This is a genomic window from Paraburkholderia ribeironis, from assembly GCF_900019265.1.
GTDB lineage: Bacteria > Pseudomonadota > Gammaproteobacteria > Burkholderiales > Burkholderiaceae > Paraburkholderia > Paraburkholderia ribeironis.
The window spans coordinates 119,338-141,276 of record NZ_CYGX02000038.1 but is presented as its reverse complement, the minus strand read 5'-3'; the positions used below and the strand labels follow the sequence as shown (position 1 = coordinate 141,276).

17 protein-coding genes are annotated in these 21,939 nt (G+C 64.6%); 10 read left to right on the top strand and 7 right to left on the bottom strand.

Annotated elements, in window-relative coordinates; translation table 11 throughout:
- Positions 1-748: 748 nt before the first annotated feature.
- The 4 genes from BN2475_RS18130 (at position 749) to BN2475_RS18120 (ending at position 6,418) form a co-directional block, all read left to right on the top strand.
- Positions 749-3,091 (top strand): hypothetical protein, encoded by a 2,343-nt coding sequence (locus BN2475_RS18130; RefSeq protein WP_094780878.1) that lies wholly within the window; start codon positions 749-751, stop codon positions 3,089-3,091.
- 114 nt (positions 3,092-3,205) lie between these two features.
- The gene (locus tag BN2475_RS34685; protein ID WP_162844489.1) at positions 3,206-3,355 is read left to right on the top strand and encodes a hypothetical protein; all 150 of its coding nucleotides are present in this window, start codon (positions 3,206-3,208) and stop codon (positions 3,353-3,355) included.
- A gap of 75 nt (positions 3,356-3,430) precedes the next feature.
- Entirely contained in the window at positions 3,431-3,883 is a 453-nt protein-coding gene (locus BN2475_RS18125; protein WP_094780877.1) for a GDP-mannose mannosyl hydrolase, read from the top strand.
- A gap of 147 nt (positions 3,884-4,030) precedes the next feature.
- The gene (locus BN2475_RS18120) at positions 4,031-6,418 is read left to right on the top strand and encodes a PIG-L family deacetylase (protein WP_094780876.1); all 2,388 of its coding nucleotides are present in this window, start codon (positions 4,031-4,033) and stop codon (positions 6,416-6,418) included.
- A gap of 63 nt (positions 6,419-6,481) precedes the next feature.
- Here the strand turns inward: BN2475_RS18120 and BN2475_RS18115 are convergent, their stop codons facing one another.
- A complete protein-coding gene (locus BN2475_RS18115) occupies positions 6,482-7,567 on the bottom strand; it encodes a glycosyltransferase family 4 protein (protein ID WP_094780875.1) in 1,086 nt (361 codons plus the stop codon).
- Positions 7,568-8,406: 839 nt separating this feature from the next.
- Here BN2475_RS18115 and BN2475_RS18110 point away from each other — a divergent pair.
- A complete protein-coding gene (locus BN2475_RS18110; RefSeq protein WP_162844488.1) occupies positions 8,407-10,362 on the top strand; it encodes a hypothetical protein in 1,956 nt (651 codons plus the stop codon).
- Between the two features lie 167 nt (positions 10,363-10,529).
- Positions 10,530-10,670 (top strand): hypothetical protein, encoded by a 141-nt coding sequence (locus BN2475_RS34680; RefSeq protein ID WP_162844487.1) that lies wholly within the window; start codon positions 10,530-10,532, stop codon positions 10,668-10,670.
- Between the two features lie 149 nt (positions 10,671-10,819).
- Here the strand turns inward: BN2475_RS34680 and BN2475_RS18105 are convergent, their stop codons facing one another.
- From BN2475_RS18105 to BN2475_RS18090, 4 genes are all read right to left on the bottom strand, one after another.
- On the bottom strand, positions 10,820-12,316 hold the full coding sequence (locus BN2475_RS18105) for an MFS transporter (protein WP_094780914.1): 1,497 nt from the start codon (positions 12,314-12,316) through the stop codon (positions 10,820-10,822).
- 29 nt (positions 12,317-12,345) lie between these two features.
- Entirely contained in the window at positions 12,346-13,563 is a 1,218-nt protein-coding gene (locus BN2475_RS18100) for a CaiB/BaiF CoA transferase family protein (protein ID WP_094780873.1), read from the bottom strand.
- Positions 13,560-14,576 carry a hydroxymethylglutaryl-CoA lyase gene (locus tag BN2475_RS18095; RefSeq protein ID WP_094780872.1) on the bottom strand — a complete coding sequence of 339 codons (1,017 nt, stop codon included), beginning with the start codon at positions 14,574-14,576 and terminating at the stop codon, positions 13,560-13,562. Before BN2475_RS18095 ends, BN2475_RS18100 begins: the two co-directional genes overlap by 4 nt.
- Before the next feature lie 291 nt (positions 14,577-14,867).
- Entirely contained in the window at positions 14,868-15,761 is an 894-nt protein-coding gene (locus tag BN2475_RS18090; RefSeq protein ID WP_094780871.1) for a LysR family transcriptional regulator, read from the bottom strand.
- A gap of 358 nt (positions 15,762-16,119) precedes the next feature.
- Here BN2475_RS18090 and BN2475_RS18085 point away from each other — a divergent pair, with 358 nt between their 5' ends.
- Both BN2475_RS18085 and BN2475_RS18080 read left to right on the top strand, forming a co-directional pair.
- A complete protein-coding gene (locus tag BN2475_RS18085; protein ID WP_094780870.1) occupies positions 16,120-16,767 on the top strand; it encodes a LysE family translocator in 648 nt (215 codons plus the stop codon).
- Positions 16,768-16,998: 231 nt separating this feature from the next.
- Positions 16,999-17,787, top strand: coding sequence for a sulfite exporter TauE/SafE family protein (locus tag BN2475_RS18080; RefSeq protein WP_094780869.1), 789 nt, complete (start codon positions 16,999-17,001; stop codon positions 17,785-17,787).
- A gap of 55 nt (positions 17,788-17,842) precedes the next feature.
- Here the strand turns inward: BN2475_RS18080 and BN2475_RS18075 are convergent, their stop codons facing one another.
- The gene (locus BN2475_RS18075; RefSeq protein WP_094780868.1) at positions 17,843-18,091 is read right to left on the bottom strand and encodes a hypothetical protein; all 249 of its coding nucleotides are present in this window, start codon (positions 18,089-18,091) and stop codon (positions 17,843-17,845) included.
- Positions 18,092-18,395: 304 nt separating this feature from the next.
- Positions 18,396-18,743: a BON domain-containing protein gene (locus BN2475_RS18065; RefSeq protein ID WP_094780866.1), complete on the bottom strand. Its 348-nt coding sequence runs from the start codon at positions 18,741-18,743 to the stop codon at positions 18,396-18,398.
- Positions 18,744-19,382: 639 nt separating this feature from the next.
- On the opposite strand from BN2475_RS18065, the gene BN2475_RS18055 reads away from it, so the two are divergent.
- The gene (locus BN2475_RS18055; protein ID WP_094780864.1) at positions 19,383-20,987 is read left to right on the top strand and encodes a TAXI family TRAP transporter solute-binding subunit; all 1,605 of its coding nucleotides are present in this window, start codon (positions 19,383-19,385) and stop codon (positions 20,985-20,987) included.
- Positions 20,988-21,080: 93 nt separating this feature from the next.
- Positions 21,081-21,731 carry a 2-hydroxychromene-2-carboxylate isomerase gene (locus tag BN2475_RS18050; RefSeq protein ID WP_094780863.1) on the top strand — a complete coding sequence of 217 codons (651 nt, stop codon included), beginning with the start codon at positions 21,081-21,083 and terminating at the stop codon, positions 21,729-21,731.
- Positions 21,732-21,939: the final 208 nt, after the last annotated feature.

Sequence of the window (21,939 nt, the reverse complement as noted above, 5' to 3'; positions counted from 1 at the left end):
GACTCTCTACAACGGATCAGTGCGACGGACATTCCAGCATTTAGCCGCCATGACCGAAACTGCCGACATGTTGGCGCATCGATGAAGTGGCCCGTCATTGGGATTCGGAACACCTTCCCGACGGCACGGCCTATCAATGAATTAATGGCCGATTCCACATAGGAATGAATAGGTAGTCCGCAAATCTTAATGCAAATGAAAAATCGCCTGCGTACGCCAGCGCACACTACGGGGCCACTCGAAAAAGACGGACTTACGATTTGATCCGCCCGTTATTTCGCACATTTGAAGTGACTTCTTGCCGCTGTGCCGGCAGAATGAGTACAGCCCGCTCGCCGCACCAGCGCTCGCTGACGGGCCGTGCGCCGGATTTTTCCCGCCAGATACCAGGCGGGGCACAATTGGAGAATCAAGTGTCTAATATAAGCACCTTACGGGGCGTCAAATTATTTAATTGGTTGTTATTGGATAAAGCGGATATAAACACTGCGATTAATGTTTCAATCGTGAAACACGGATATAAGACAACTTTAGCCCGCCCCGCAATAGGTGGGCCAATGGCGGATTGTGCCGATCGAAGAGCGGCTCAATTCCGCCAACGGATTGCGGAAATACACTATGCGGTTTGCGCAACAGATTGCCCGTGCGAGTGAACGCAGTCCGTTCTGACCTGGTGATCTAGCAATTTGGCGACGCATCGCAGGCGATCGTCGCCGGCAGAAGATGCAGCGAACAGGACGGGGGACCCATGTCGAATCCACGCGAATACCGCGCTTTGCGAACGCTCACCGGAGCCATTGCCGTTGCCACTGCCATTGCCATTGCCGGTTATGGACGAGCGCTGCGCGTCGGCGCTGCGGCAGCCGTCTTCTTCGTGCTCGGCCTCGCGGCGAGTCACGGCAGCGCGGTCCATGCCGCGTCACCAGAGCCGGCGAGCGAAAGCCACGCCGACATCACTGCCGAGGGCAGAAAGTGGACGCCGTGCGCGGCGGAATACGGCACCTGCCGCTTCGACGGAACACGCGACGTGCTGTATGGCACGGCCGAACAGCATGTCGTGAAGACGTTCACGAATAGCGCTGAGTGCAACAACGGCGTATTCGGCGATCCGGCGCCCGGCATCGAAAAGCGCTGTGCGGTGGCGCAAACCGCGGCCAATACCAGCGCGCCGTCCGCACCCGCACCCGCGACAGCGACAGCGACAGCGACAGCGACAGCCAAGGATGCATCTGCGCAATCCCGTGCGAGCGCGGCGCCGATTGATCTGAAAGCGCCACCCGGATCAGGCATGCGTTGCTCAGCGCCTGTGTCGCCAGTACGCGCCGCGGCCAATGGCGATCTGCTCGAAGCCGACACGCCGGGCGACGGCACGCGCCTCTTCGCCGTCAACAAGCCATTCGCGCTGGCCTTCACGACCCGGCCGACGCAAGACGACACGCTCGTCTGGCAGATCCGCGATAGCTGGAATGTCGTGCGGGCCAGTGGACGTTTTCCGGTGACGGCGGGCGCGACGCTGTCGACGCTCGGTTGCGCATCCACCGTGGCCGGCTACTTCGCGGTCTCCGCCTCGCTGGAACACGCGCACGGACAACTGGAATCGCGCGGCACGCGTCCCGCGGGCATCGCCACCTTCGGCGTGCTGCCGGACCCTTCGTCCGTGTTACCCGCAGTGCGCTTTCCCTACGACGATTTGCATCGCTTCGGCGGCCAGGGCACCGCGTATCTGGCGCCCGGTCAGCACTGCTGCGACGGCGACGGCTACCGCCCGGTCTACACCGCGCTCGGTCTCGCGTGGGCGAACGACAATCGCAACTGGTACATGGAAGAGCCGAAAAAAACCGGCACGTTCGACCCGGCCACGCGGCAGCTCACCCCCTACTTCCGACGCGGCGACATCATGCGGCTGATCCAGCTCGACGGCATTCCGCAATGGGTCAGTCCAACCGGCAAGGAAACACACAGCTACGCGCCGACCTCGCTTGCGCAGATGAGGGATTACATGGCGAAAGTCGGCGCCGAGTCGAACCGTGTGCGCACGACCTACTTCCCGCGTCAGCGCGAAAACTACTATCAGGTGACATGGGAGCCGGATGCCGATGGCGGACTGCCGTGGCGCGACAGCGACGCGAATTTCATCGCGATGTACAAGGCCGTTTGGGAAGGCATCCATCAGACCGATCCCCATGCGGTGGTGATGGGCCTCACGTATTCGTCGGTGCAAGGCAACGTGACGTGGATGCGCCGTCTCGGCCCACTCGGCATCGGCCGTTATATGGACGGCATGACCGTGCACGGTTACTACGACGTCGGCACGACACCTTCGCATCCGCCCGAACGGGTCGCCGATACCGCCAATCAGGGCACCGTCGCAGGTGCGCTGCCTGCTTCGATGCGCGCGCTGCGTCACGAGCTGAGTCAGTACCTCAAACCCGGCGCACCGTTGTTTGTCACCGAAACAGGCATCAGCTATGACATCGGCGCGTCGTATGGCAAGAACTATCCCGCTGCGGACGTGCTGTATGCGCAGGCCGCGGTCGTCGCGCGCACCCATCTGATCCTGCTCGGCGAAGGTGCGGACATGACCTATGTGTTCTATCTCGCCGATATGCCGGAGACCGCATCGGGCTACGGAATTTTCTTCGAGCTCGATCAACCGGCCGGCGCTTTCGGTCCGACCCACATCAGTCCGAAGCCGGCCGCGCTCGCGGTGGCGGCGATGACGCGCATCGTCGATGGCACCGACACGCTCGGGCCGCTCAAAGGTCTACCCAAAGGCGTCTACGCGTATGCGTTTCGCCGCCTCGGCGGCGGCAAGATCGTGACCGCGCTCTGGACGCACGACAACGATCGCTGGAACGCGAAAACAGGTTTCGACGCGAACCTGAGCGTCGACTATCGGCTACGGGTCGACGCGCCCGGCACGAGCGGCGAAGTGACGGCATTCGACATGATGGGCAACGCGACAACAGTGCCGTACCGCGACGGCCTGGCCAGTCTGAAGCTGTCGCCCGCACCGCTATACGTGGTCTCCAGCCATGCCGACGTGTTCAGGGACGCCGTTACAACACCCGAGGGCTACGTGGCGCATTAGTGGCGCGATGTGACGATAGTTCGGCGTCAGGTGACGGAATCGGCGCTGGCTGCCGCACATAGCATCGCCGCCCGAGCGGGTTAGCATGCCTGACAATACGCTGGAGCGGCACAGATGAACGGCCTTGCATGGATAATGCTGATACTGGCTGCAATGATCGGGGCGTTCCTCTTTGTGACGATCTGCGCGGTGCTGCTCGTGTTGCTATTGGCACACGTGTCGGACCGGCTCACACGGAATGACGAGCATCATCAGGATTCCTAATGCATCGATCCACACCCCGCGCATCGCTCGGGGAACATTGCGCGCCTGATCAGCGCCCGACCTGCTGGAGAACTCATGCTGACCCAGAGCGATTTTCTTGACGTAGTGCGTCTGACACCACTGGTCGCGATCGATCTGATCGTCAGCGATGCCGACGGGCGCGTCCTGCTCGGCCATCGCCGCAACCGCCCGGCGCGCGGCACCTGGTTCGTGCCGGGCGGCCGCATTCAAAAAAACGAAACACTCGACGCCGCGTTCGCGCGCATTGCCGACGCCGAATTGGGCCTCGCGAATCTGACACGCGCGGCCGCGCGGTTCGAAGGTGTGTTCGAACACCACTACAGCGATAACTTCGCGGCCGAGCCGCACGTGTCGACGCATTACATCGTGCTTGCCTATGCGCTGTCGCTGACCAGCGCGGCACCGATCGGACGGCTCGACCAGCACAGCGAGTATCTCTGGCTCACGCCATCCGAACTGCTTGTACGCACCGACGTCCACGAGAACACCAAGGCGTACTTCCGCTAAAGCGGTTCTGCCACGCAACGCCATAACGCCGTGACGCCGCGCCTGCCCGTGCGCAGCCCACAACGTGAAGCCGACTGTGAGTTCGCCCACGTGCCGCGCGATTCCGCTGAAGTATGATCGAGCCCACTGTCAGGGGTTCGAATCACCATGCGATCATCGGTAACCAGGCTCGTTCGCGGTTCATCCATTGCCTTTCTCGTGCTGTTTCTTTTCGCCTTGTGCGCAGGCCCCGCACGCGCGGCCGATTGCGGCGCAGGCACGCTGATCACGGTGGTCGCCCATCTCGACGATGATCTGCTGTTCGTGGACCCCGCGATCAACGAGCGGCTCGACGCCGGATGGTGCGTGACCACCGTCCATCTGATCGGCGGCGCCAACGGCGCTGACTTCGCCTACGTGCAGACTCGCGAGCGGGCGTCGCGGCTCGCCTACGCACGGATGGCGGGCGTGCCCGACGAATGGGCCGAATCGAATATCCCGCTTGCCGGCAAGCTCGTGCATCAGATGGTGTTGAAGGCGAAGCCCCAGGTGCGCCTGCTCGAATTGCGTCTGCCGGGCGGCGGCGTGCGCGGCGGCCGTGTGCCGCTCGGTCTGCTATGGGAGCAGCGCGCCACGCTCTTCACCTACCCGATGAATGGGGACGGCACCGGACGTGTGAAATACGATCGCGATTCCCTGTCGGCCACGCTGAGAGCAATCCTCGCGCAGGCATCGCAGATCTACACGCTCAATCCGGATACCGTACCGTTCATCGAGCATCCCGATCACATCTTTGCCGCGCGCATTACGCGTCACGTCGCCCAGACTCTGGGCAAGAGCGTGCCGATCGTCTACCACGTCACCTACCCGACCGGCGGCTGGCCCGCCAACCTTGCACCGGCAGAAGTGCAGCGCAAGCGTGACATTGTCGCCAGCTACTTTTCGATCGACGGCAGCGAATCGTCGCATGTGTTCGGCGAATTTCAATGGGACGGCAACTGGGTCGCGCGCCGCTATGCATTTGCCGATTACACCGGACGGCGCGTGGCGGATTTCCAGGCGCATCCTATGCAATTGTTCAACGCGGCGGCGAGCCGTTGCGTGACATCCGCGGGCGCTGGCGCGGCGCCGACGCTCGCCGCGTGCGACGGTTCGGCCGCGCAGCAATGGCGCTGGGAACCGCTGAGCGTGTATCCCGGCAATACGCGCAATGCCGCGCTCGTGAGCGTGGCGACGTCGCAATGCATCGCCGAGCGCGACGGCTATCTGGTTTCCGAAACCTGCGATCAGTGGGACACGGCGCAGCGCTGGACGCCATGGGATTTCGGCCTCGTCTATACGCCGCAGCGGCATTGCCTCGGCGAGAGCGGCGGCAAGCTGACGATGCGCGGCTGCACGTCGCTCACCACGCGCTTCCGCTGGGCCGCCAGGCAACAGGCTCAGGCCAACGATCTGAGGCTCGCCACCGCGATGTACGGAGACATCACCGGTACGGGCGATGAGGCCGCCGTGTATGTGCAGCGGCAACACGATGGTCCGGGTTTCAACGTGTATGCCGCCTCGCTCACGAAAGCCGCGCCGCCGGTCCTCTGGTACGCGAGCGCGGTGCCTTTCGATCCGCGCGCCACCGCGCCGAGTTGCACCGCCGACTCGCTATGCTTCGACAGCGCGCGCTTCGTGCTCGGTGATTTCGACGGCGACGGCAAGCAGGACCTGATGGTCATCACCGCGCGTCAGGGTGGCACCGCATTCTGGTTGCTTCGCAGTACTGGCGAACGCTTCGACGTGCCGCGCCTGTGGTTGCAAACCACCAGCGCATTCAAGCCCGAATTGACGCAGCAATACGTGGCGGCGGATTTCGCGGCAACGCGGCGAGCCGGCGTGCTGATCGCGCAGAAGCGATCCGACAGCGGGCTCGATCTGTGGGTCGCAGCTTCGCAGGGGACCACCGGCCTGGCGCCTAAGCTTGTCGCGCAGGCGAGGACCCTGCAGCGGAACGCCGATTTCCTGCCGCTGCAGACCATGGGTTCGCGCGTGTCGCTGGTCGCGGTGGAGAGCGTCGACGGCCGGCTCGCACTCACGCCGATCAGGAACAACGGCGCCCGCATGACCATCGGCGAACGCCGCCCGTTGCCGGCGCGTTTCGTGCCCGGCTTCGTGAAGACGACAATCGGTGCCGTGCACGGCAAAGGCAGCGACACGCTGATCCTGCTGAGCCCGCATCTCGACGAAGCCAACGACGACGCGATGATCGACATCGCCACGCTCGACATGGATAGCCCAGCGAGCGTGCCCGTCGAATCCGCGACATTGCATGGCATGGCGTGGTCGGATGTGTTTCCGGCCTTCGTGCGCGACCAGCGCGGCGCGGCGCTCGTGTTGTACCGACGAGCCGATGCGACGCTTGGGGATTTCTATTTCACCGGCGGCGCACCGGCCCTGTCGCGCTATCCCTATGCGTCGGGTGACGGCTTCGCGCTCGGGGCCGCACAGGAACTCGGCGAGCTGCCTGGACTCTTCTCGGAGACAGTGCGCGTCGACCGGCTCGCGCAGTAGCGCGAGCCGGCCGGATTGGCGGGAATGGGCCTGGGAATGAGCCTGAGAATCGGGCCGATGTAATCAGGCCGAGACCCGCAACGGCTGCACGAACTTGCGCGCGATCGACATGTAGCTGTCGGCCGTGTCATGCAGCGTATAGCCCGCCAGTTGCCGGTTCGCACGCGGCGTGTGGAGCGCGTTCAGCAGTGCGCGGCCATACGCGTCAGCGTCGGTCGTATCGACCAGACTCACGCCCGCGAATGCATTCGCAAAGCCGAACGACGGAATCCGGCTCGCCACGACAGGAATACCCGACGCCAGCGCTTCGAGAAAACCAATGCTCTGCGCTTCGAAGCGCGAAGGCATCGCGAACACGCGCGAGCATCGCAGGAGCGCGGCCACATCGGAGCGCGGTCCCGCTACCGTCACCTTGTTCTCCAGGCCGAACTGACGGACGAGCGACACCACCGCCGCGTGATAGTCGATATCTTCGACGACGCCGCACAGCAGCAGATGCGCGTCCGGCTCGCTGCGCAACACGCGCTCGAATGCACGGATCGTGTCCAGCTGGCTTTTGCCTTCGATATAGCGGCCGATCTGAACGATCTGCTTGGCCGGTACTTCCAGAGCCGGCGCGGCGACTTCGTCCTCTTGCGCGAATAGCGATGCATCGACACCGTTAGGAATCACAACCATCGACGGATGTCTGCCAATTTCCCGCAGGTAGTCGTCGAGATTTTTCTGTGACACCCCGATGATGGCCCGCGCACGGCGCGACAACAGACGCTCGGCCCGTTTGAGCGCACCGTTCTCGAAGTCGTTGACGCCGGAATGCATGACCCACACGATCGGCGTATGCACCGGCAAAAGCCGGACATACAGCGCCGCGAGCGTCGCATGCGCGACGATGAAGTCGGGACGGAACTGACGCACCACACGATATAGATGCAGCAGCTTGCCCAGCCTGCCGTAATGAACCTCTGGAAAGAGACAGGTCACGCCCGCGGCCTGCAATTCGGCGCGAATATGGACGAAGTCGTCCTGTTGAGGCAGCAGCGACGTGATGCAGACTTCATGGCCCGCGCGCTGATGATGAATGGCGACACCTTTTACGAGTATTTCTGCCCCGGATAGCCGCGGTGCGTGAACCAGCTGAAGAATCCTCACGATTTATCCCTTTGGATAACCGCTATTTTTTGCGCAGCGGATGGAAACGCACGCCCTGAACCCATGGCCCCCGACTGGCATCGGCATCCCACCTTCGTTTGATGACGCGTCTGTGCGGAACGCGTCATTGTCTCCGTACGACAGCGACAGGTGCGCTGCGAATTCAGTGTCGCGAGAAAACCTTACACCGAAGGCCAAGCACTATTACGCCAAGTCCAAGACTTATTCGGCTATGCAATGAGCGCTAGCGCCCATTTCGTGGGCATTTTTGTCCGATCTTGATAGTTAGATGTCCGTTTCAATTCAGCGTCGGAACGAGGTTCGCGCTGGCGGAAAAATACTGCTTTCCTCCGGCCTCTTTTTTCGTCCGAACGATGCAACTAATACCTGACCATTGTTCATATGTAACGACTCGTTACTTCTTTTAAAAATACTAATGCGTATCGTTGCGGGCGATTCTTCTTTTTCATGCCGCCACAGGCTTACAGAACAGTAAAAAGTTCGTTAGTCACCGCTATTGATCCAAGCGCTGCGATTTAAATCGCACTGCTCGTCAAGTCATCGGTTGTTTTCGTCGCACCTCCCCGGTCGTCCGATTCCGCCAGATTCGCCGCACTACGCGGCGTGGATTCGTTCGACCTGAATTTCTCCACTGAGAAACGCGTGCGGCGCCTGCAACCGCGAAGCCATGAGCTTCAGCAACCCAAGGGTTGCGCCCCAGGACGCCAGTCGAACCTCCGTCGTCGGCTGGCTTGCAGATGAACCCGACGTTCAGTCGTCTTCCGGCGCGCGCCGCGCGAAGACGGACGAATGTCCGCTAAAACATGGCTCACAGATTGATGAAATCGCAACTCCTCCTACTCTCGACCCTCTCCCTCGTGCTCGCCGGATGCGGCGGTGGTGGCGGCAGTGACGGTTCCAGCAGCACCGCGGCAACCCAGGCCAATGGCAGCAAGAACGCTAGCAGTAGCAGCAGCTCAGCCGGCTCGACTGCCGCTGGCAGCAGCAATTCCATGGCGCTGAACGCCGCCAGCACGAGCGCGGCGAAGCTGAGCTGCACGTCGCCGGCGACGTCGGCCGGCTCGGGCAGCGCGACGATTTCCGCCGACACGCCGAGCGCGGACGGCACGCGCATCTTCGCGAACGGCAGCACCTTCAATCTCGTCTTCAGCACCAACGCGCCGAGCGATGACACCCTGAACTGGGCAGTCACGGATACGCTCGGCAAGGTCGCGGCGAGCGGCAGCACGCCTGTACCAGGCGGCTCGAAGACCATCACGTTCAATTGCACCTCCACGCTCGCCGGTTATTTCGCGGCGACCGGCACGCTCGCGCAAAACGGCGGCCAGTTGCCGCAAGCGGGCACGCGCCCGGTCGGCATCGCGACCTTCGGCGTGGCGCCGAACCTCTCGGGCATCGTTCCCGCCGTCACCTACGCGCGTCAGGAGCAGCATCGCTTCGGCATGCAGGGCGCGAACGACAACGGGCCGGTGCTGGCTGCGCTGGGCATTTCGTCGACCATCGACGACCGCGAGCTGTCGGGCACGGAACCGAACGGACCGAACACGTTCAACCCGTCGGCCGACAATCTCGATTCGTTCTACAAGCCCGGCAACGTGATGCGACTGATCCGTCTCGATGGCATTCCCGCATGGGCGAGCAGCACCGGCGCGTTCCAGGACGACACGACTCTGCCGGCCAACCTGTCGTATTACCAGAGCTACATGAGCCGCGTCGGCACGGAATCGAATGCGATTCGCGCGGCGTACTTCCCGACCCAGTCGGCCAACTACTACCAGGTGACGTGGGAGCCGAACCAGATGTGGGCCGACACCGACGCCAACTTCGTCGCGCTGTACAAGGCGGTCTATCAGGGCATTCATTCGACCGATCCGCACGCGGTCGTGATGGGGCCGACCGACGCGTTCCCGAGCCTGACCACGTCGCACCTGAAACGCCTCGCGCCGCTCGGCTTCGCGCAGTACATCGACGCGGTGGCCACGCATGGCTACTACGACGCGGGCACCTCGCCGTCGCATCCGCCTGAGCGCTACGACAGCGATCCGTCCACGGCCGACGGTTCGTTGCGCGGCCAGATGCGCAACCTGCGCGCGGAAATGGCGACCGACTATCGGACGGGCATGAAGCTGCTCTCGACGGAAGCCGGCATCAGCTACGACCTCGGCAGCTCGTACGGTCCGAACTATCCGAGCGCGAACGTGTTGTACGCGCAAGCCGCGGTCGCGGCGCGCATGCACATCATCACGCTCGGCGAAGGGGCGAACCAGACCTACGTGTTCTACGGCGCGGACTATCCGGGTGAGGTCGGCTACGGCACGTTCTTCGATCTGACCGACGCGCAAGGCGCCTTCGGCGCGCCGAACATCAGCCCGAAGCCGGTCGCGATGGCGATCAGCACGATGACGCACACGCTCGACGGCACCACCACGCTCGGCCCCGTGAACGGCACGCCGAGCGGCGTCTACGCTTACGCGTTCCAGCAGGTGGGCGGGGGCGCCGTGATCACCGCGTTGTGGACGCACAGCAACAACGTGTGGAGCGCGAGCACGGGATTCAGCTCGACCTATAGCGTGCCGTACAGCCTCGCGGTGGATGCGCCGGGCACGAGCGGCACCGTGAACGTAGTCGACATGATGGGCAACGCGACCAGCGCGAACTACAGCAACGGCATGCTCACGTTGAACCTGACCGAGTCGCCGGTGTACGTGGTGTCGAACAATGCGTCGGTGGCGAGCGCCAATGCGACGGTTCCGGTTGGATACGTCGGCATGTAATTCGACAACGCGCGACAACGCGCGGCGACAACACACGGCGCGGTTTGATCCGCGTCGTCCGAACCGGCTCGCGGCCGCACGCGGCAGAAACCTCTGCAATGACGGCGAAATCAGCGCACACTAGCTCTCTGCTCCACTGAGGGGCACCAGCCAGTTGGGAGGCCATCATGGCAAAGAGTCAATTGCGCAGTACCCGCGAGGCCAAGAAGCCGAAGCAGGCGAAGAAGCCGCAGCCCGCCACATCGCCGTCCGGCGCTCCACCGAGCCGCGTAGCACCGACCATTTCGGCAACGCCGAAGAAGCATTAAGAAGAGCGGCCCGCCTGCATGAACTGAACCCCAGGAGCGTGGATGGATGTCCAACTCCTGGGGTTCAGTTCATCACGAGGCGGGCCGCTTCTCAAATCGTCCGTCTGTCCGTCGCTCACATCGTCCGTCACCTGCCCACCTGCCCGCTTCTACCTGGATATATCCTCCAGCGCGACATTGCGCGTTCGCGGTCCAAGCGTGCCGATGGCGACCATCACCACGGCCATCGCGCCGGAGATGAACACGAACACCCCGTTCACGCCGAAGCGGCTCAGGCATGCTGCAATCACGAACGCGGAGAACATCGCCGAGAGCCGGCTCCACGAATAGACGAACCCCACGGCGCGCGCCCGGATACTGGTCGGAAACAGTTCGGCCTGATACGCGTGATAGCTGTACGAAATGATGTTGCCCGCCAGCACGAGGCACACGCCCAGGCTCACCAGCAACACCGTCTCGCGTGCCTGGCTGAAGGCCAGACCGCATACCACGTTGACTCCCGCCATGCAGATGATCACCGTCTTGCGCTCGAAACGGTCGGCGATCAGCAAGCCCAACAACGGCCCGAGCGGCGCGGCGAGCGCGATGATGCTCGCATACATCAGGCTGGTCGTGATCGTGATGCCCTGCTTGATCAGCAAGGTCGGAATCCAGTTGGCGAAGCCGTAATAGCCCATCGTCTGGAACACGTGGAAGATGATCAGCATCAGCGTGCGCTGGCGATACGGCGGCACCAGCAGATCGCGAAACGCCGCGCGTGCGCGCACCGGCTCGGGCGAGGCGGGCGCCGGCAGGGGCTGTGCGCATTTGCGTCGATATTCGCGCTCGACGCGCGCTTCGAGGCGCGTCATCACTGCGTCGGCTTCCTCGAGCCGGCCTTTCTGCGCAAGCCAGCGTGGGCTTTCGGGCAAGCCGAGGCGGATCCACCACACCACGATCGCACCGACCACGCCAGTCAGCACGACCAGTCGCCAGCCGTCGAGACCAAAGTAACGATGCGGCACCAGCAGATACGACAGAAACGCGACGATCGGCACCGCGCAGAAACCGACTGCCTGCGAACAGGCCGACGCACGACCGCGAATATGCTTCGGCACGAGTTCGGAGATATACGTGCCGATCGTGACGATCTCCACGCCGATGCCGATCCCCGCGATGAAACGCCAGAGATTGAGTCCCAGCGCGGTGTCCTGAAACGCCATGATGATGTTCGCCGCGGTGTACCACAGCAGCGACCACGTGAAGATCGCGCGCCGTCCGAAGCGATCGGCGAGAAAGCCGCACGCCGCCGTGCCGATGAAGAGGCCCGCGAACAATGCGGCAATGAAACTCGCCACACCGGTGGTGCCGAACAGACCATGCGTGGTCGCGGTGAGCATGCCGCTGCGCACGAGCCCTGGCGCGATATAGCCGGAGAACATCAGGTCATACAGTTCGAAGAAGAGCCCAAGGCTCAGCAGCATCACCAGCTTCCAGATCGAACGCGTGGCGGGCAAACGGTCGAGCCGCGCGGCAATGCGCGCGCCGTCCAGCGCGATCTGGTCGGTGCGGCTGCCTGCCGACGCGCCCGCGTCCGCAGGCAAACCGCCCAGCCCGGCGGCGTCGCTAATCGCTGTTGCGTACACCGTCTCATGCGACGATTTCATCGTCTGTCTCCTCTTGTCTTCGATCTGGTTCAAACTTCGCTGCCGCCCAGCGCCGCGATCTGCCTTTCGTCATAGCCGAGACCGCGCAGCACTTCAGCGGTGTGCTCGCCGATCTTCGCGATCGGCTGGCGCGGCTGTAGACGCGCGCCGTCCAGTGAGATCGGCAGCAACGGCATGCTGGTTTCGCTGCCGTCGTCGAGCGTCAGACGGGCAAGGCCGCCGCTCTCGTTCAGATGCGGATCGTCGAACAGCTGCTCGGGCTTCGTGATCGACGCGAACGGAATGTGGTCGCGCTCGAACAGCGGCGCGAGCGCCGCGCCTTCGAAACGGCTCAGGCTCTCGCCGAGCGTTTTCAGCAGCCAGTCGCGCGCCAGCACGCGATCGTTGTTGGTCGCGAGACGCGGGTCGGCAAGCAGGTCATCGCGGCCGAGAATCGCGCACAGCGCGCGCCACTGCCCGTCGCCGATGGCGGCGATGAACATCTGCTCGCCGTTGGCGAGCGCGAACACGTCATACACGGCCCATGCGCTGATGCGCTCGGGCATCGGTGCGGCGGGCACGCCAGTCGCGGCGAACTGCTGCATGTGCTGCGCACACAGCAGCACGCAGTTCTCGAACAGCGCGCTTTGCACTTCCTTGCCGCGCCCACTCGCCTGCCGTTCGTACAACGCGGCCAGCACGCCGATTGCGCCGAACATGCCACCCATGATGTCGTTGACCGAGCTGCCCGCACGCAGCGGACGGCCGACCGGCCCGGTCATGTAGGCGAGGCCGGCCATCATCTGCACGACTTCGTCGAGCGCGAGACGGTGTTCGTAGGGCCCGCTCAGAAAGCCTTTGTGCGATACGTAGATGAGCTTAGGATGGCGCTCGCGCAGCGTCGCATAGTCGAGCCCGAGACTCGCCATGCGGCCCGGCTTGAAGTTCTCGACGAACACATCGGCGCTGGCGACGAGCTCGTGCAGCGCGGCCAGTCCCGCTTCGCTATCGAGGTCGAGCGCGACGCTCTTCTTGTTGCGATTGAAGGTGCGAAAAAAACCCGCGCCGGTGCCGAGCAGACGGCGCGTGCCGTCGCCGCGCGGCGGCTCGACCTTGATCACTTCGGCGCCGAGGTCGCCGAGAATCATGCCGCAGGTCGGGCCCATCACCATGTGCGACAACTCGATCACGCGAATGCCGGCGAGCGGCAACGCCTGTTGCTGTGGCGCGGAGCAGGAGGAAGCTGACGAAGACGAAAGCGGATTCATTGCAGTACCTGCGGGCTGGAAGATTGGGAAGGTTGGCAAGATTGGGCAGACGCTCGGGAAGATGCAAAGCGTTCACGGGCCGCCGCGAACTGCTTCGGCAGACCGGCGCGCGCCAGATAGCCGTATAGCGGTTCGCCGGGCAACGCGTCGGCGAGCACGGCGCGCGAGGCGAGCAGCCGGGTGAGATCGATGCCGGTGTCGTAGCCCATGCTGTCGAGCATGAACACGAGGTCTTCGGTGTTGACGTTGCCGGTCGCGCCCGGCGCATGCGGACAGCCGCCGAGACCGGCCAGCGACGCGTCGAATTCGCGGATGCCGTGCTGCAGCGCGACCAGCGTGTTGGCGAGGCCGAGGCCGCGCGTGTCGTGAAAATGCAGCGAGCGCAGGCGGTCGCCCGCGACATCGCGCACCAGCTCGATGATTTCGCCGACCTGACGCGGCGTCGCTTCGCCGGTCGTGTCGCCAAGCGCGATCACATCGGCGCCTGCCTGCACGGCGGCACGCGCTAGCGCGGCGATGTCCGCATAAGGCACCGCGCCTTGCAGCGTGCAGCCGAACACCGTCGACAAACCGGCGATCAGTTCGACGCGCGGCGCCCCGGCGTTGAGCGCACCGTCGATCAGTTCGCGCATCGCGGCGAACGCGTCGATCATCTGCGCGGGCGTTTTTCGCACGTTGGCGAGGCTATGCGCGACGCTCACCGAGATCGGCGCGACGATCCGCTGCACGCCGGCGTCGAGCGCGCGCTGCGCGCCTTTCAGATTCGGCACCAGCGCCGTCACGATCAGATCGTCGTAGGTGCGCGCGTGGGCGATGACGTCGTCGGCGTCGGCCATTTGCGGCAGCAACTTCGCCGGCACGAACGACGCGACTTCCATATGCCGCACACCGGCGGCATAGGCGGCGTCGATCCAGCGTCGCTTGAACGCAGTGGACATGATCCGGTCGATGCTTTGCAGGCCGTCGCGCAGGCCGACTTCAGTCACGACGACGCGCTCCTGGGTGTCACTCATGGTTCTGGTTCCCGGTCTTGAGTCCCGCTGAGGACGCGGGCAATGAAGCAACTGGGTGACAGCGTGCCTAAGCGCGAGCGCGTCGCAAAGTCTGCGTTGACGACGCACTCCATCGCCGCTCGCGATGGCGGCTCAGGCAGACGGGACGGGGGTGGGCGGGCGTCCAGGCAAAACCCTTAAGGGCTTCTCAGGGGATGTGGCGAACAGGAAACACAACGGGAAGCACATCAGGGAACAAAACGGGTAACGTCGCCTGCGGACCCGCGGCCACGCATCGCGGTCTACTTCGTATCAAGCCGCGTGCAGCAAATGCTCCAGCAGATGCGACGCCGCCAGCGTCAGCGCGTGGCGCTCGCGCATGCAGATCACGAAGCGCCGCTCGGCCCACGCTTCGCGCAACGGCACGGCGACGATGCCGTATTCGTCGGCGGCATGACGGGGCAGCGCTTCGCGCGGCAGGATCGCCACCGCGAGGCCGGCCTGAATGAAGCGATAGGCGGCATCGAACGTCGACACGTAGGTTCGATAGTTGAGCTCACCACCCTTCTCGGCCGCGATGCGCTGCATCAGCGCATTCACCGATGCGTTCGACGCGAGTCCGAGATGATCGAAGGCCAGCGTCTCGCCAAAGCCGACTTCGGTCGCGCTGGCGAGCGGGTGATCGCGCGGCACGATCAGCGCGAGATGATCGGCGCGATACGGCACGACGTGCAGACTGCCCATCGACACCATGTCGCGGCAAATGCCGAGATCGGCGACGCCTTCTTCGAGACCGCGCACGATCTCCGTGCTCACGCGCTCTTCGACGTCGACGCGAATTTGCGGGTTAGCCTTCAGGAACGCCGAGAGCGCCTCGGGCAAAAACTCCACCATCGACGACACGTTCGCCAGCACCCGCACATGACCGCGTGCGCCGGCCGCGTATTCGCTGAGTTCGGCCTGCAGCCGTTCGTGGCCGCGCATGATGAGTCGCGCATGCCGCAGCAGCGCTTCGCCGGCGGCGGTCGCGCGCACGCCGCGCTGGCTGCGCGAGAGCAACGCGACGTCGACCAGCGCCTCGAGGTCGGCGAGCCGCTTACTGACCGCCGATGGCGCGATGAACTCGCGCTCGGCCGCGCGAGCGATCGTGCCTTCCTCGCATACGGCGATGAACAAGCGTAGCGTCACCTGATCGATCTGCCACATGGACATGCATGCTCAAAGAGTTTGAAGTGGCAAAATTATGCCCGAGCGACGCGGGGACCAAGTCGAACTTAGGGTATCCACGGCCGGCGCGAGAGCGTGGCCGTGCCGGTCGATCGACCGCTGGACCGCCCACGCCGATTTCGCGTGGCGGCAGCGCCCGGCGATCAGGCGCGGCCTTGTCCGCGCTTTTCGGTCTGGCTATGCTGGCGTGCGTGGCTGCATGCCCTCAGGCATCGCCGCGCCGGCCCGCGCGAGGCCGCATGAACCACCGCGGGCGCTGCAAGCACTGCAAGCACTGCAAGCACTGCAAGCACCAAAAGCACCACGAACCAGAACCGCCAATCAAGGGCTTCCTCTCATGTCCACCACCAGTCTCTTCTTCACCGCCGCGGGCGTCGGCCTCGCGATTGCCGCGCCAGTCGGCCCGATGGGCATGCTGTGCATCCGTCGCACGCTGACCGGCGGGCCGCGCGCCGGGCTCGCAATCGGCTTGGGCATCGCGACCGGCGACGCCGTCTATGGCTTGATCGCCGCGCTCGGCCTCGTCGGCATCTCGCAGTTCATGCTCGCGTACGACCGCCCGTTGCATCTGCTGGCCGGTCTGTTCCTGCTCTATCTCGGCGTGCGCGCGCTGCTGCAGAAGCCGGCCGCCGACACCGGCAATGGTAACGGCAACGGCGACGGCAAGCTCACGCAAGTCGGCCGGGCCGGCGCACTGCGCGCCTATGCCAGCTCCCTGCTGCTCACGCTGACCAATCCGCAAACCGTCATCATGTTCGCCGCGCTGTTCACGACGCTCGCGCCGCGCGGCGCGTTTTCATCGGCCATCGCGCTGACCACGGTGGGTGGGGTGTTCGTCGGGTCGATCGCGTGGTGGTGTTTTCTCGTGACCATGGTGTCGCTCGCGCGCCATGCGATCGGCAGCAGGTTGCGCGTCGCCATCGACCGCGCGGTCGGCTTGATGCTGGCGGCGTTCGGCGTCGTCGAGATACGGCGCGCGTTGTGAGCGCAAGCCGGTGCCGTGTGCGCTTTGCGACGCGCCGTGCGGCACGTTCCTGAGAGCAGTTTGGACGCGAGCGCGGCAGTTTTGCGACAATAGCGGCTTTCGCCGCGCCGCGGCGGTCCGTGGCGCGCCAGCGGCGAGCTTCGCGCCGCACCCGGCCAACGTGCGGCAGCACGCGCCCGCGGGCCTTGCCACCCGCTCCTTCCACCCATCCGACCGTTTGCGGTCCGCTCAATGGCACTTCCCCACATCGATCTGCTGTACTCCGTCTCCGGCCTGTTCGTCGGCTTTCTGGTCGGGCTGACGGGCGTCGGCGGCGGCTCGCTGATGACGCCGATCCTGGTCCTGCTGTTCAACGTCCATCCGGCCACCGCGGTCGGCACCGACCTTCTGTACGCGGCCGCCACCAAGGCGACCGGCACCCTCGTGCACGGCCTGAAAGGCTCGGTCGACTGGCAGGTCACGCTGCGTCTGGCCGCCGGCAGCGTGCCCGCGGCCACGCTCACGCTGATCCTGCTGCATCGCTATGGAATGGACACGCCGGGTGCCGGCCGCCTGATCCAGATCGTGCTCGGCGCGGCGCTGCTGGTGACCGCGGTGGCACTGGTGTTCCGTCCGCAACTCGCGGCGCTCGGCGCGCGCCGCCAGCGCACACCGAAACAGGGGCGCACGCTGGCGCTGACCATACTGACCGGCGCGGTGCTGGGCACGCTGGTGTCGCTCACCTCGGTGGGCGCGGGCGCGATCGGCGTGACGGTGTTGCTGCTGCTATACCCGTTGCTGCCGACCACCCGCATCGTCGGCTCCGATATCGCCCATGCGGTGCCGCTCACGCTGCTCGCGGGCGCCGGTCATTGGCTGCTGGGTTCGGTCGACTGGTCGATGCTGGTCTCGCTGCTGGTGGGCTCGCTGCCGGGCATTGCGATCGGCAGCTATCTGTCGTCGCGCGCTCCGGATGCGCTGCTGCGCAATCTGCTCGCCGCCACGCTCACGCTGGTCGGCGTGCGTCTCGTGCTGTCCTGAAGCGCGCCGGCGCCGGCTCGGAAGCCGACACTACGGCGCGCCGCCCAAGCCGCGGCTACTTGAAGAACCGACAGGTCAGATCGGCCTCGAACTGTCTGATCCATTGACCATGACGGTCGTGATAGGACTGCGCCCAGCCGCCGCGTCGCACGGTAACGAGGCGCTCGTCCTCAGGCTCGCCCGACTTCGCACAGGCACTGATCTCGAAGTGCGCCGGCGCAAAACCGTGCCGCGCGCACACCAGTTCGAAAGCCGCCCGATCGCCGATTGGCAGATCGGTATAGCGCAACTGTGTGATTCCCATGGCATCGACTCCAGTTCCCATGCTTCACAGTACGCTTGGCTACACGGCAACTATGTGTCACAGCGTACGGAGAACGAGTCGTGGCGGGGCTGGCACGCCAGCCATCAGCGGCGTTTCAAACAGGCAACGCGACGATAAAAGCCGAAAAAAAAGCTCCGGCATCGCGCCGAAGCCCAGGTACATCATGCATCGCGCCGGCGCACGCGGTGTCGAACCGCTTGCGCCGATCCGACGACCGACGACGCATGCGCCGATCAGATCCGCCCCACGCAGCCCGTTACGTGCTGCGCGCATGGCAGATTGGTTACTGTTGCATAACGGTCAGCTTGTTGCTCACCGACTTCACGCCCACCACGCCCTTCGCGGCGGTCTCGGCCGCTTCGATCTGCCCTTCGTCGGGCACGGTGCCGGTCAGTATCACTGCGCCGCCATGAGCGCGCACGGCGATGTTCGCCACGTCGAGGCCCTGCTCCTTCGCAAGCGCACCGCGCACCTTGCGACCCAACTGGCTGTTCGCCCGCTTGCCAGCCTTGGTGCTGGCAGCCGGCGAGGCCGTGTCCGTCGCCGCATCGTTTGTCTGAGCGTAGACATTGCACGCCACTACCATCGCCACGACCGAACCCAGCGTTTTCAGAAAACCGACCGATTTCATAGTTTCTCTTCTCCTAAGTTCCGATTGGACCGCTTGGGCCGCTTGGACAAGCGGCTACGTTACGACTCCTGGCGGCTATGGCAAGACACGACAAAGCGCGACTCGGCGACGGCCGGCTATGGTTGCAACACGATGCGCGAGAGACGGGAGAGGCGGGTTGCCGAGCATCGCTTGCCGCATGCGATGGCGGGCATGCGAAGCGGCAAGCGACGTGCCGCGGAGTCGGCCAGCGCGCCCGGTTCTTGTGTGTCATGCCGGGTCGCGCCGCGCAAACGTTGGATCGCGGCGGCGATGCACAATTTAATCTAGCCGGGACAGAAGCGCAAAGGGTTTAGTCGGCGGCGCGGCATTCATATTCACATTCTGTTCATATCGCATGCACGCCGCATAGGCGCGCATTCACGCCGCATTCACACCGCATTCACGATTTGTTACGGGTTTGTCGGCGCATGGCGACGCCACACGTTCCGCCGTCGCGTGAATCTCAGGTACCATCGGCGCGACGCGTGCTGCCGCGCGACTCGTGCGACATTCGCCGCGGCCAGCCCAGCCTCGCCCGCGCACCAACGCAGCGCGCCTGGTGCGTGCGCCGCAGCGCGCCGCCCCTGTTCACTTTGACCGTCGCCGTCACGTCATCCGATGAAGCCAGCCACCGGCCGCAAGCGCCCTCCCCGTCTCGTCGCCCGCTTTGTCGCAATCTCGTGGCGCGATCTGGCGGTCTCGTTCGGGCCGATCCTGCTGCTCGCCGCAGTGGCCATCTGGGTCGCCGTGCGGCTCATCCAGCCCGCGCCGCCGAGCACGCTGACGATCACCGCCGGACCCGAAGGCAGCACCTTCTGGAACGCCGCGCAAAAGTACAAGGCGATCCTGGCGCGCAACCGCATCACGCTGAACGTGCTGGCGTCAGAAGGTTCGCTGCAGAATCTCAAGCGGCTCTCGGACCCGGATTCGGCGGTCGACGTCGGCTTCGTGCAGGATGGCCTCGCGCCCGCCGCGGCGAGCAAAGGGCTGATGTCGCTCGGCAGTGTCGCCTACGTGCCGCTGGCGATCTTCTATCACGGGCCGCCCGTCATGTGGCTCTCCGAGTTCAAGGGCCAGCGGCTGGCGGTCGGCGCCGAAGGCAGCGGCACGCGCGAGCTGGCGCTCACGCTGCTCAAGGCGAACGGCATCGTGCCGGGCGGCGCGACCAAACTGCTGCCGCTCTCGGGCGACGAAGCCGCCGAAGCGCTCATCTCCGGCAAGGTCGACGCGGCCTTCCTCGCCGGCGATTCGGCGCAGCAGGCGGTGATGGGCAAGCTGTATCGCACGCCGAACGTGCGCTTCTACGATTTCACGCAAGCCGACGCATACACGCGCCGCTTTCCTTTTCTGACCCAGTTGAAGTTGCCGATGGGCGCCTTCGACCTCGGCAAGAACCTGCCGTCTGCGTCGATCAACATCGTCGCGCCGACCGCCGAGCTGGTGGCGCGCGACTCGCTGCATCCGGCGCTGTCGGACCTGCTCATCGAAGCCGCACGCGAGGTGCATGGCAGAGCGACCACCCTGCAGCGCGCCGGCGAATTCCCCGCGCCGCTCTCGCACGACTTCCCGATCAGCGACGACGCCGCGCGCTACTACAAGTCTGGCAAGAGCTTCCTGTACCGGACCCTGCCGTTCTGGATCGCGAGTCTTGCCGACCGGCTGCTGGTGGTGGTGGTGCCGTTGATCGTGCTGCTGGTGCCGGCCCTGCGGATCGTGCCGGGACTCTATGCATGGCGGGTGAAATCGCGCATTTATCGCTGGTACGGGGCGCTGATCGCGATCGAGCGCAGCGCGCTCAGCGAACACTCCGCGCAGGAGCGCGCATCGCTGATCGAACGGCTCGACGCGATCGAGGATTCGGTCAACGGACTGAAGATGCCGCTCGCCTACGCCGATCAGTTTTACGTGCTGCGCGAGCATATCGGGTTCGTGCGCCGGCGGCTCATGCTAGGCCGCGAGGACCTGCGCGATGCAGCGGACGACGCAGTGGACGACGAAGGCGACAACCAGGCGGACATCCCAGCGAACAACCAGGCGGACAACCAGACAGTCGACCGGACGCAGGCAAAGCCGGCCGCCGCGCCAGACGAGCGGCCGGGCCACCGCGCCGACCAGACCAGTGCCGTGCACGCGCCACTCGCCGCGCCATTTACCGCGCACGAGGCGGCCGAGATCGGCGAAACGCCCGACAACGCAAGCAAGCCCGACGCCAGGCCAGATTGACGGATGCAAGCCGTGGCCGCACCGCGTAAGATCATTACAATTTTGGCGGTATAGCGGATACACCGTCCGACTCAGGCAATCCGGGAGACATCCATGACCGTTGGCATCGACGCCACGCAACCACTGTGGTTTTACGATTTTGTCTCGCCGTTCACGTACCTGTTGCTCGAGCAACACGACAAATGGCCCGGCATGGACTTCGCGTTCACGCCAGTCGTGCTGAACGACCTGTACACCCACTGGGGACAGCGGCCGGCCTACAGCGTGCCGGCCAAGCGCACCTTCATGTACCGGCACGCGCTGTTTCGCGCGGAGCAGCTCGGCATTCCGTACAAGATGCCGCCGGCGCATCCGTTCGATTCGATGAAGGCGCTGCTGCTGGCAACGGCGGCGAACGGCGACGTCAACTTCGTGCGCGAGATTTTCCGCTTCGTCTGGCGCGAAGGCCGCGATCCGTCCGGCGACGCGGCCTTCGCTGAGCTATGCGAACGCGTCGGCATGCCGGATGGTCCCGAACTCATCAAAAGCGAAGAGGTGAAAGCGCAATTGCAGCGCAACACCGCAGATGCGATCGGTCTTGGCGTGTACGGCGTGCCGACTTTTCGGCTGAACGATCAATTGTTCTGGGGCGAAGACGCGTTGCCGATGGTGCTGTACTGCGCGCGCACGCCGAACTGGCTCGAATCGGGGGAAGTGAAGCGGATCAGTTCGCTGCCGTGGGGTCTCGCGGACGCGCGAGCGTAGTGACGGCGTGAGCGAGGAGCAGGCGGCACGGCGATTGGGCGCGCCGGGTGGTTCCCGGTTCGCGAGACAGTTTGGCTTGGGCAAGATTGCATCGAAAGACGTATCGCTGATGCCGGCCATACCGCGCCCGCTATGCCGCTAGCCCGCAAACGGGCCTAAGGTTATATCCTTTGCGCCCGCGCGGGCGTGCTGCGCACCGGGGTCGATG

What these genes read in the sequence shown, in the direction of transcription:
- BN2475_RS18130 (WP_094780878.1), top strand. Translation starts at nt 749, where the DNA reads ATGTCGAATCCACGCGAATACCGCGCTTTGCGAACGCTCACCGGAGCC.
- BN2475_RS34685 (WP_162844489.1), top strand. Translation starts at nt 3,206, where the DNA reads ATGAACGGCCTTGCATGGATAATGCTGATACTGGCTGCAATGATCGGG.
- BN2475_RS18125 (WP_094780877.1), top strand. Translation starts at nt 3,431, where the DNA reads ATGCTGACCCAGAGCGATTTTCTTGACGTAGTGCGTCTGACACCACTG.
- BN2475_RS18120 (WP_094780876.1), top strand. Translation starts at nt 4,031, where the DNA reads ATGCGATCATCGGTAACCAGGCTCGTTCGCGGTTCATCCATTGCCTTT.
- BN2475_RS18110 (WP_162844488.1), top strand. Translation starts at nt 8,407, where the DNA reads ATGAAATCGCAACTCCTCCTACTCTCGACCCTCTCCCTCGTGCTCGCC.
- BN2475_RS34680 (WP_162844487.1), top strand. Translation starts at nt 10,530, where the DNA reads ATGGCAAAGAGTCAATTGCGCAGTACCCGCGAGGCCAAGAAGCCGAAG.
- BN2475_RS18105 (WP_094780914.1), bottom strand. Translation starts at nt 12,316, where the DNA reads ATGAAATCGTCGCATGAGACGGTGTACGCAACAGCGATTAGCGACGCC.
- BN2475_RS18100 (WP_094780873.1), bottom strand. Translation starts at nt 13,563, where the DNA reads ATGAATCCGCTTTCGTCTTCGTCAGCTTCCTCCTGCTCCGCGCCACAG.
- BN2475_RS18095 (WP_094780872.1), bottom strand. Translation starts at nt 14,576, where the DNA reads ATGAGTGACACCCAGGAGCGCGTCGTCGTGACTGAAGTCGGCCTGCGC.
- BN2475_RS18090 (WP_094780871.1), bottom strand. Translation starts at nt 15,761, where the DNA reads ATGTGGCAGATCGATCAGGTGACGCTACGCTTGTTCATCGCCGTATGC.
- BN2475_RS18085 (WP_094780870.1), top strand. Translation starts at nt 16,120, where the DNA reads ATGTCCACCACCAGTCTCTTCTTCACCGCCGCGGGCGTCGGCCTCGCG.
- BN2475_RS18080 (WP_094780869.1), top strand. Translation starts at nt 16,999, where the DNA reads ATGGCACTTCCCCACATCGATCTGCTGTACTCCGTCTCCGGCCTGTTC.
- BN2475_RS18075 (WP_094780868.1), bottom strand. Translation starts at nt 18,091, where the DNA reads ATGGGAATCACACAGTTGCGCTATACCGATCTGCCAATCGGCGATCGG.
- BN2475_RS18065 (WP_094780866.1), bottom strand. Translation starts at nt 18,743, where the DNA reads ATGAAATCGGTCGGTTTTCTGAAAACGCTGGGTTCGGTCGTGGCGATG.
- BN2475_RS18055 (WP_094780864.1), top strand. Translation starts at nt 19,383, where the DNA reads ATGAAGCCAGCCACCGGCCGCAAGCGCCCTCCCCGTCTCGTCGCCCGC.
- BN2475_RS18050 (WP_094780863.1), top strand. Translation starts at nt 21,081, where the DNA reads ATGACCGTTGGCATCGACGCCACGCAACCACTGTGGTTTTACGATTTT.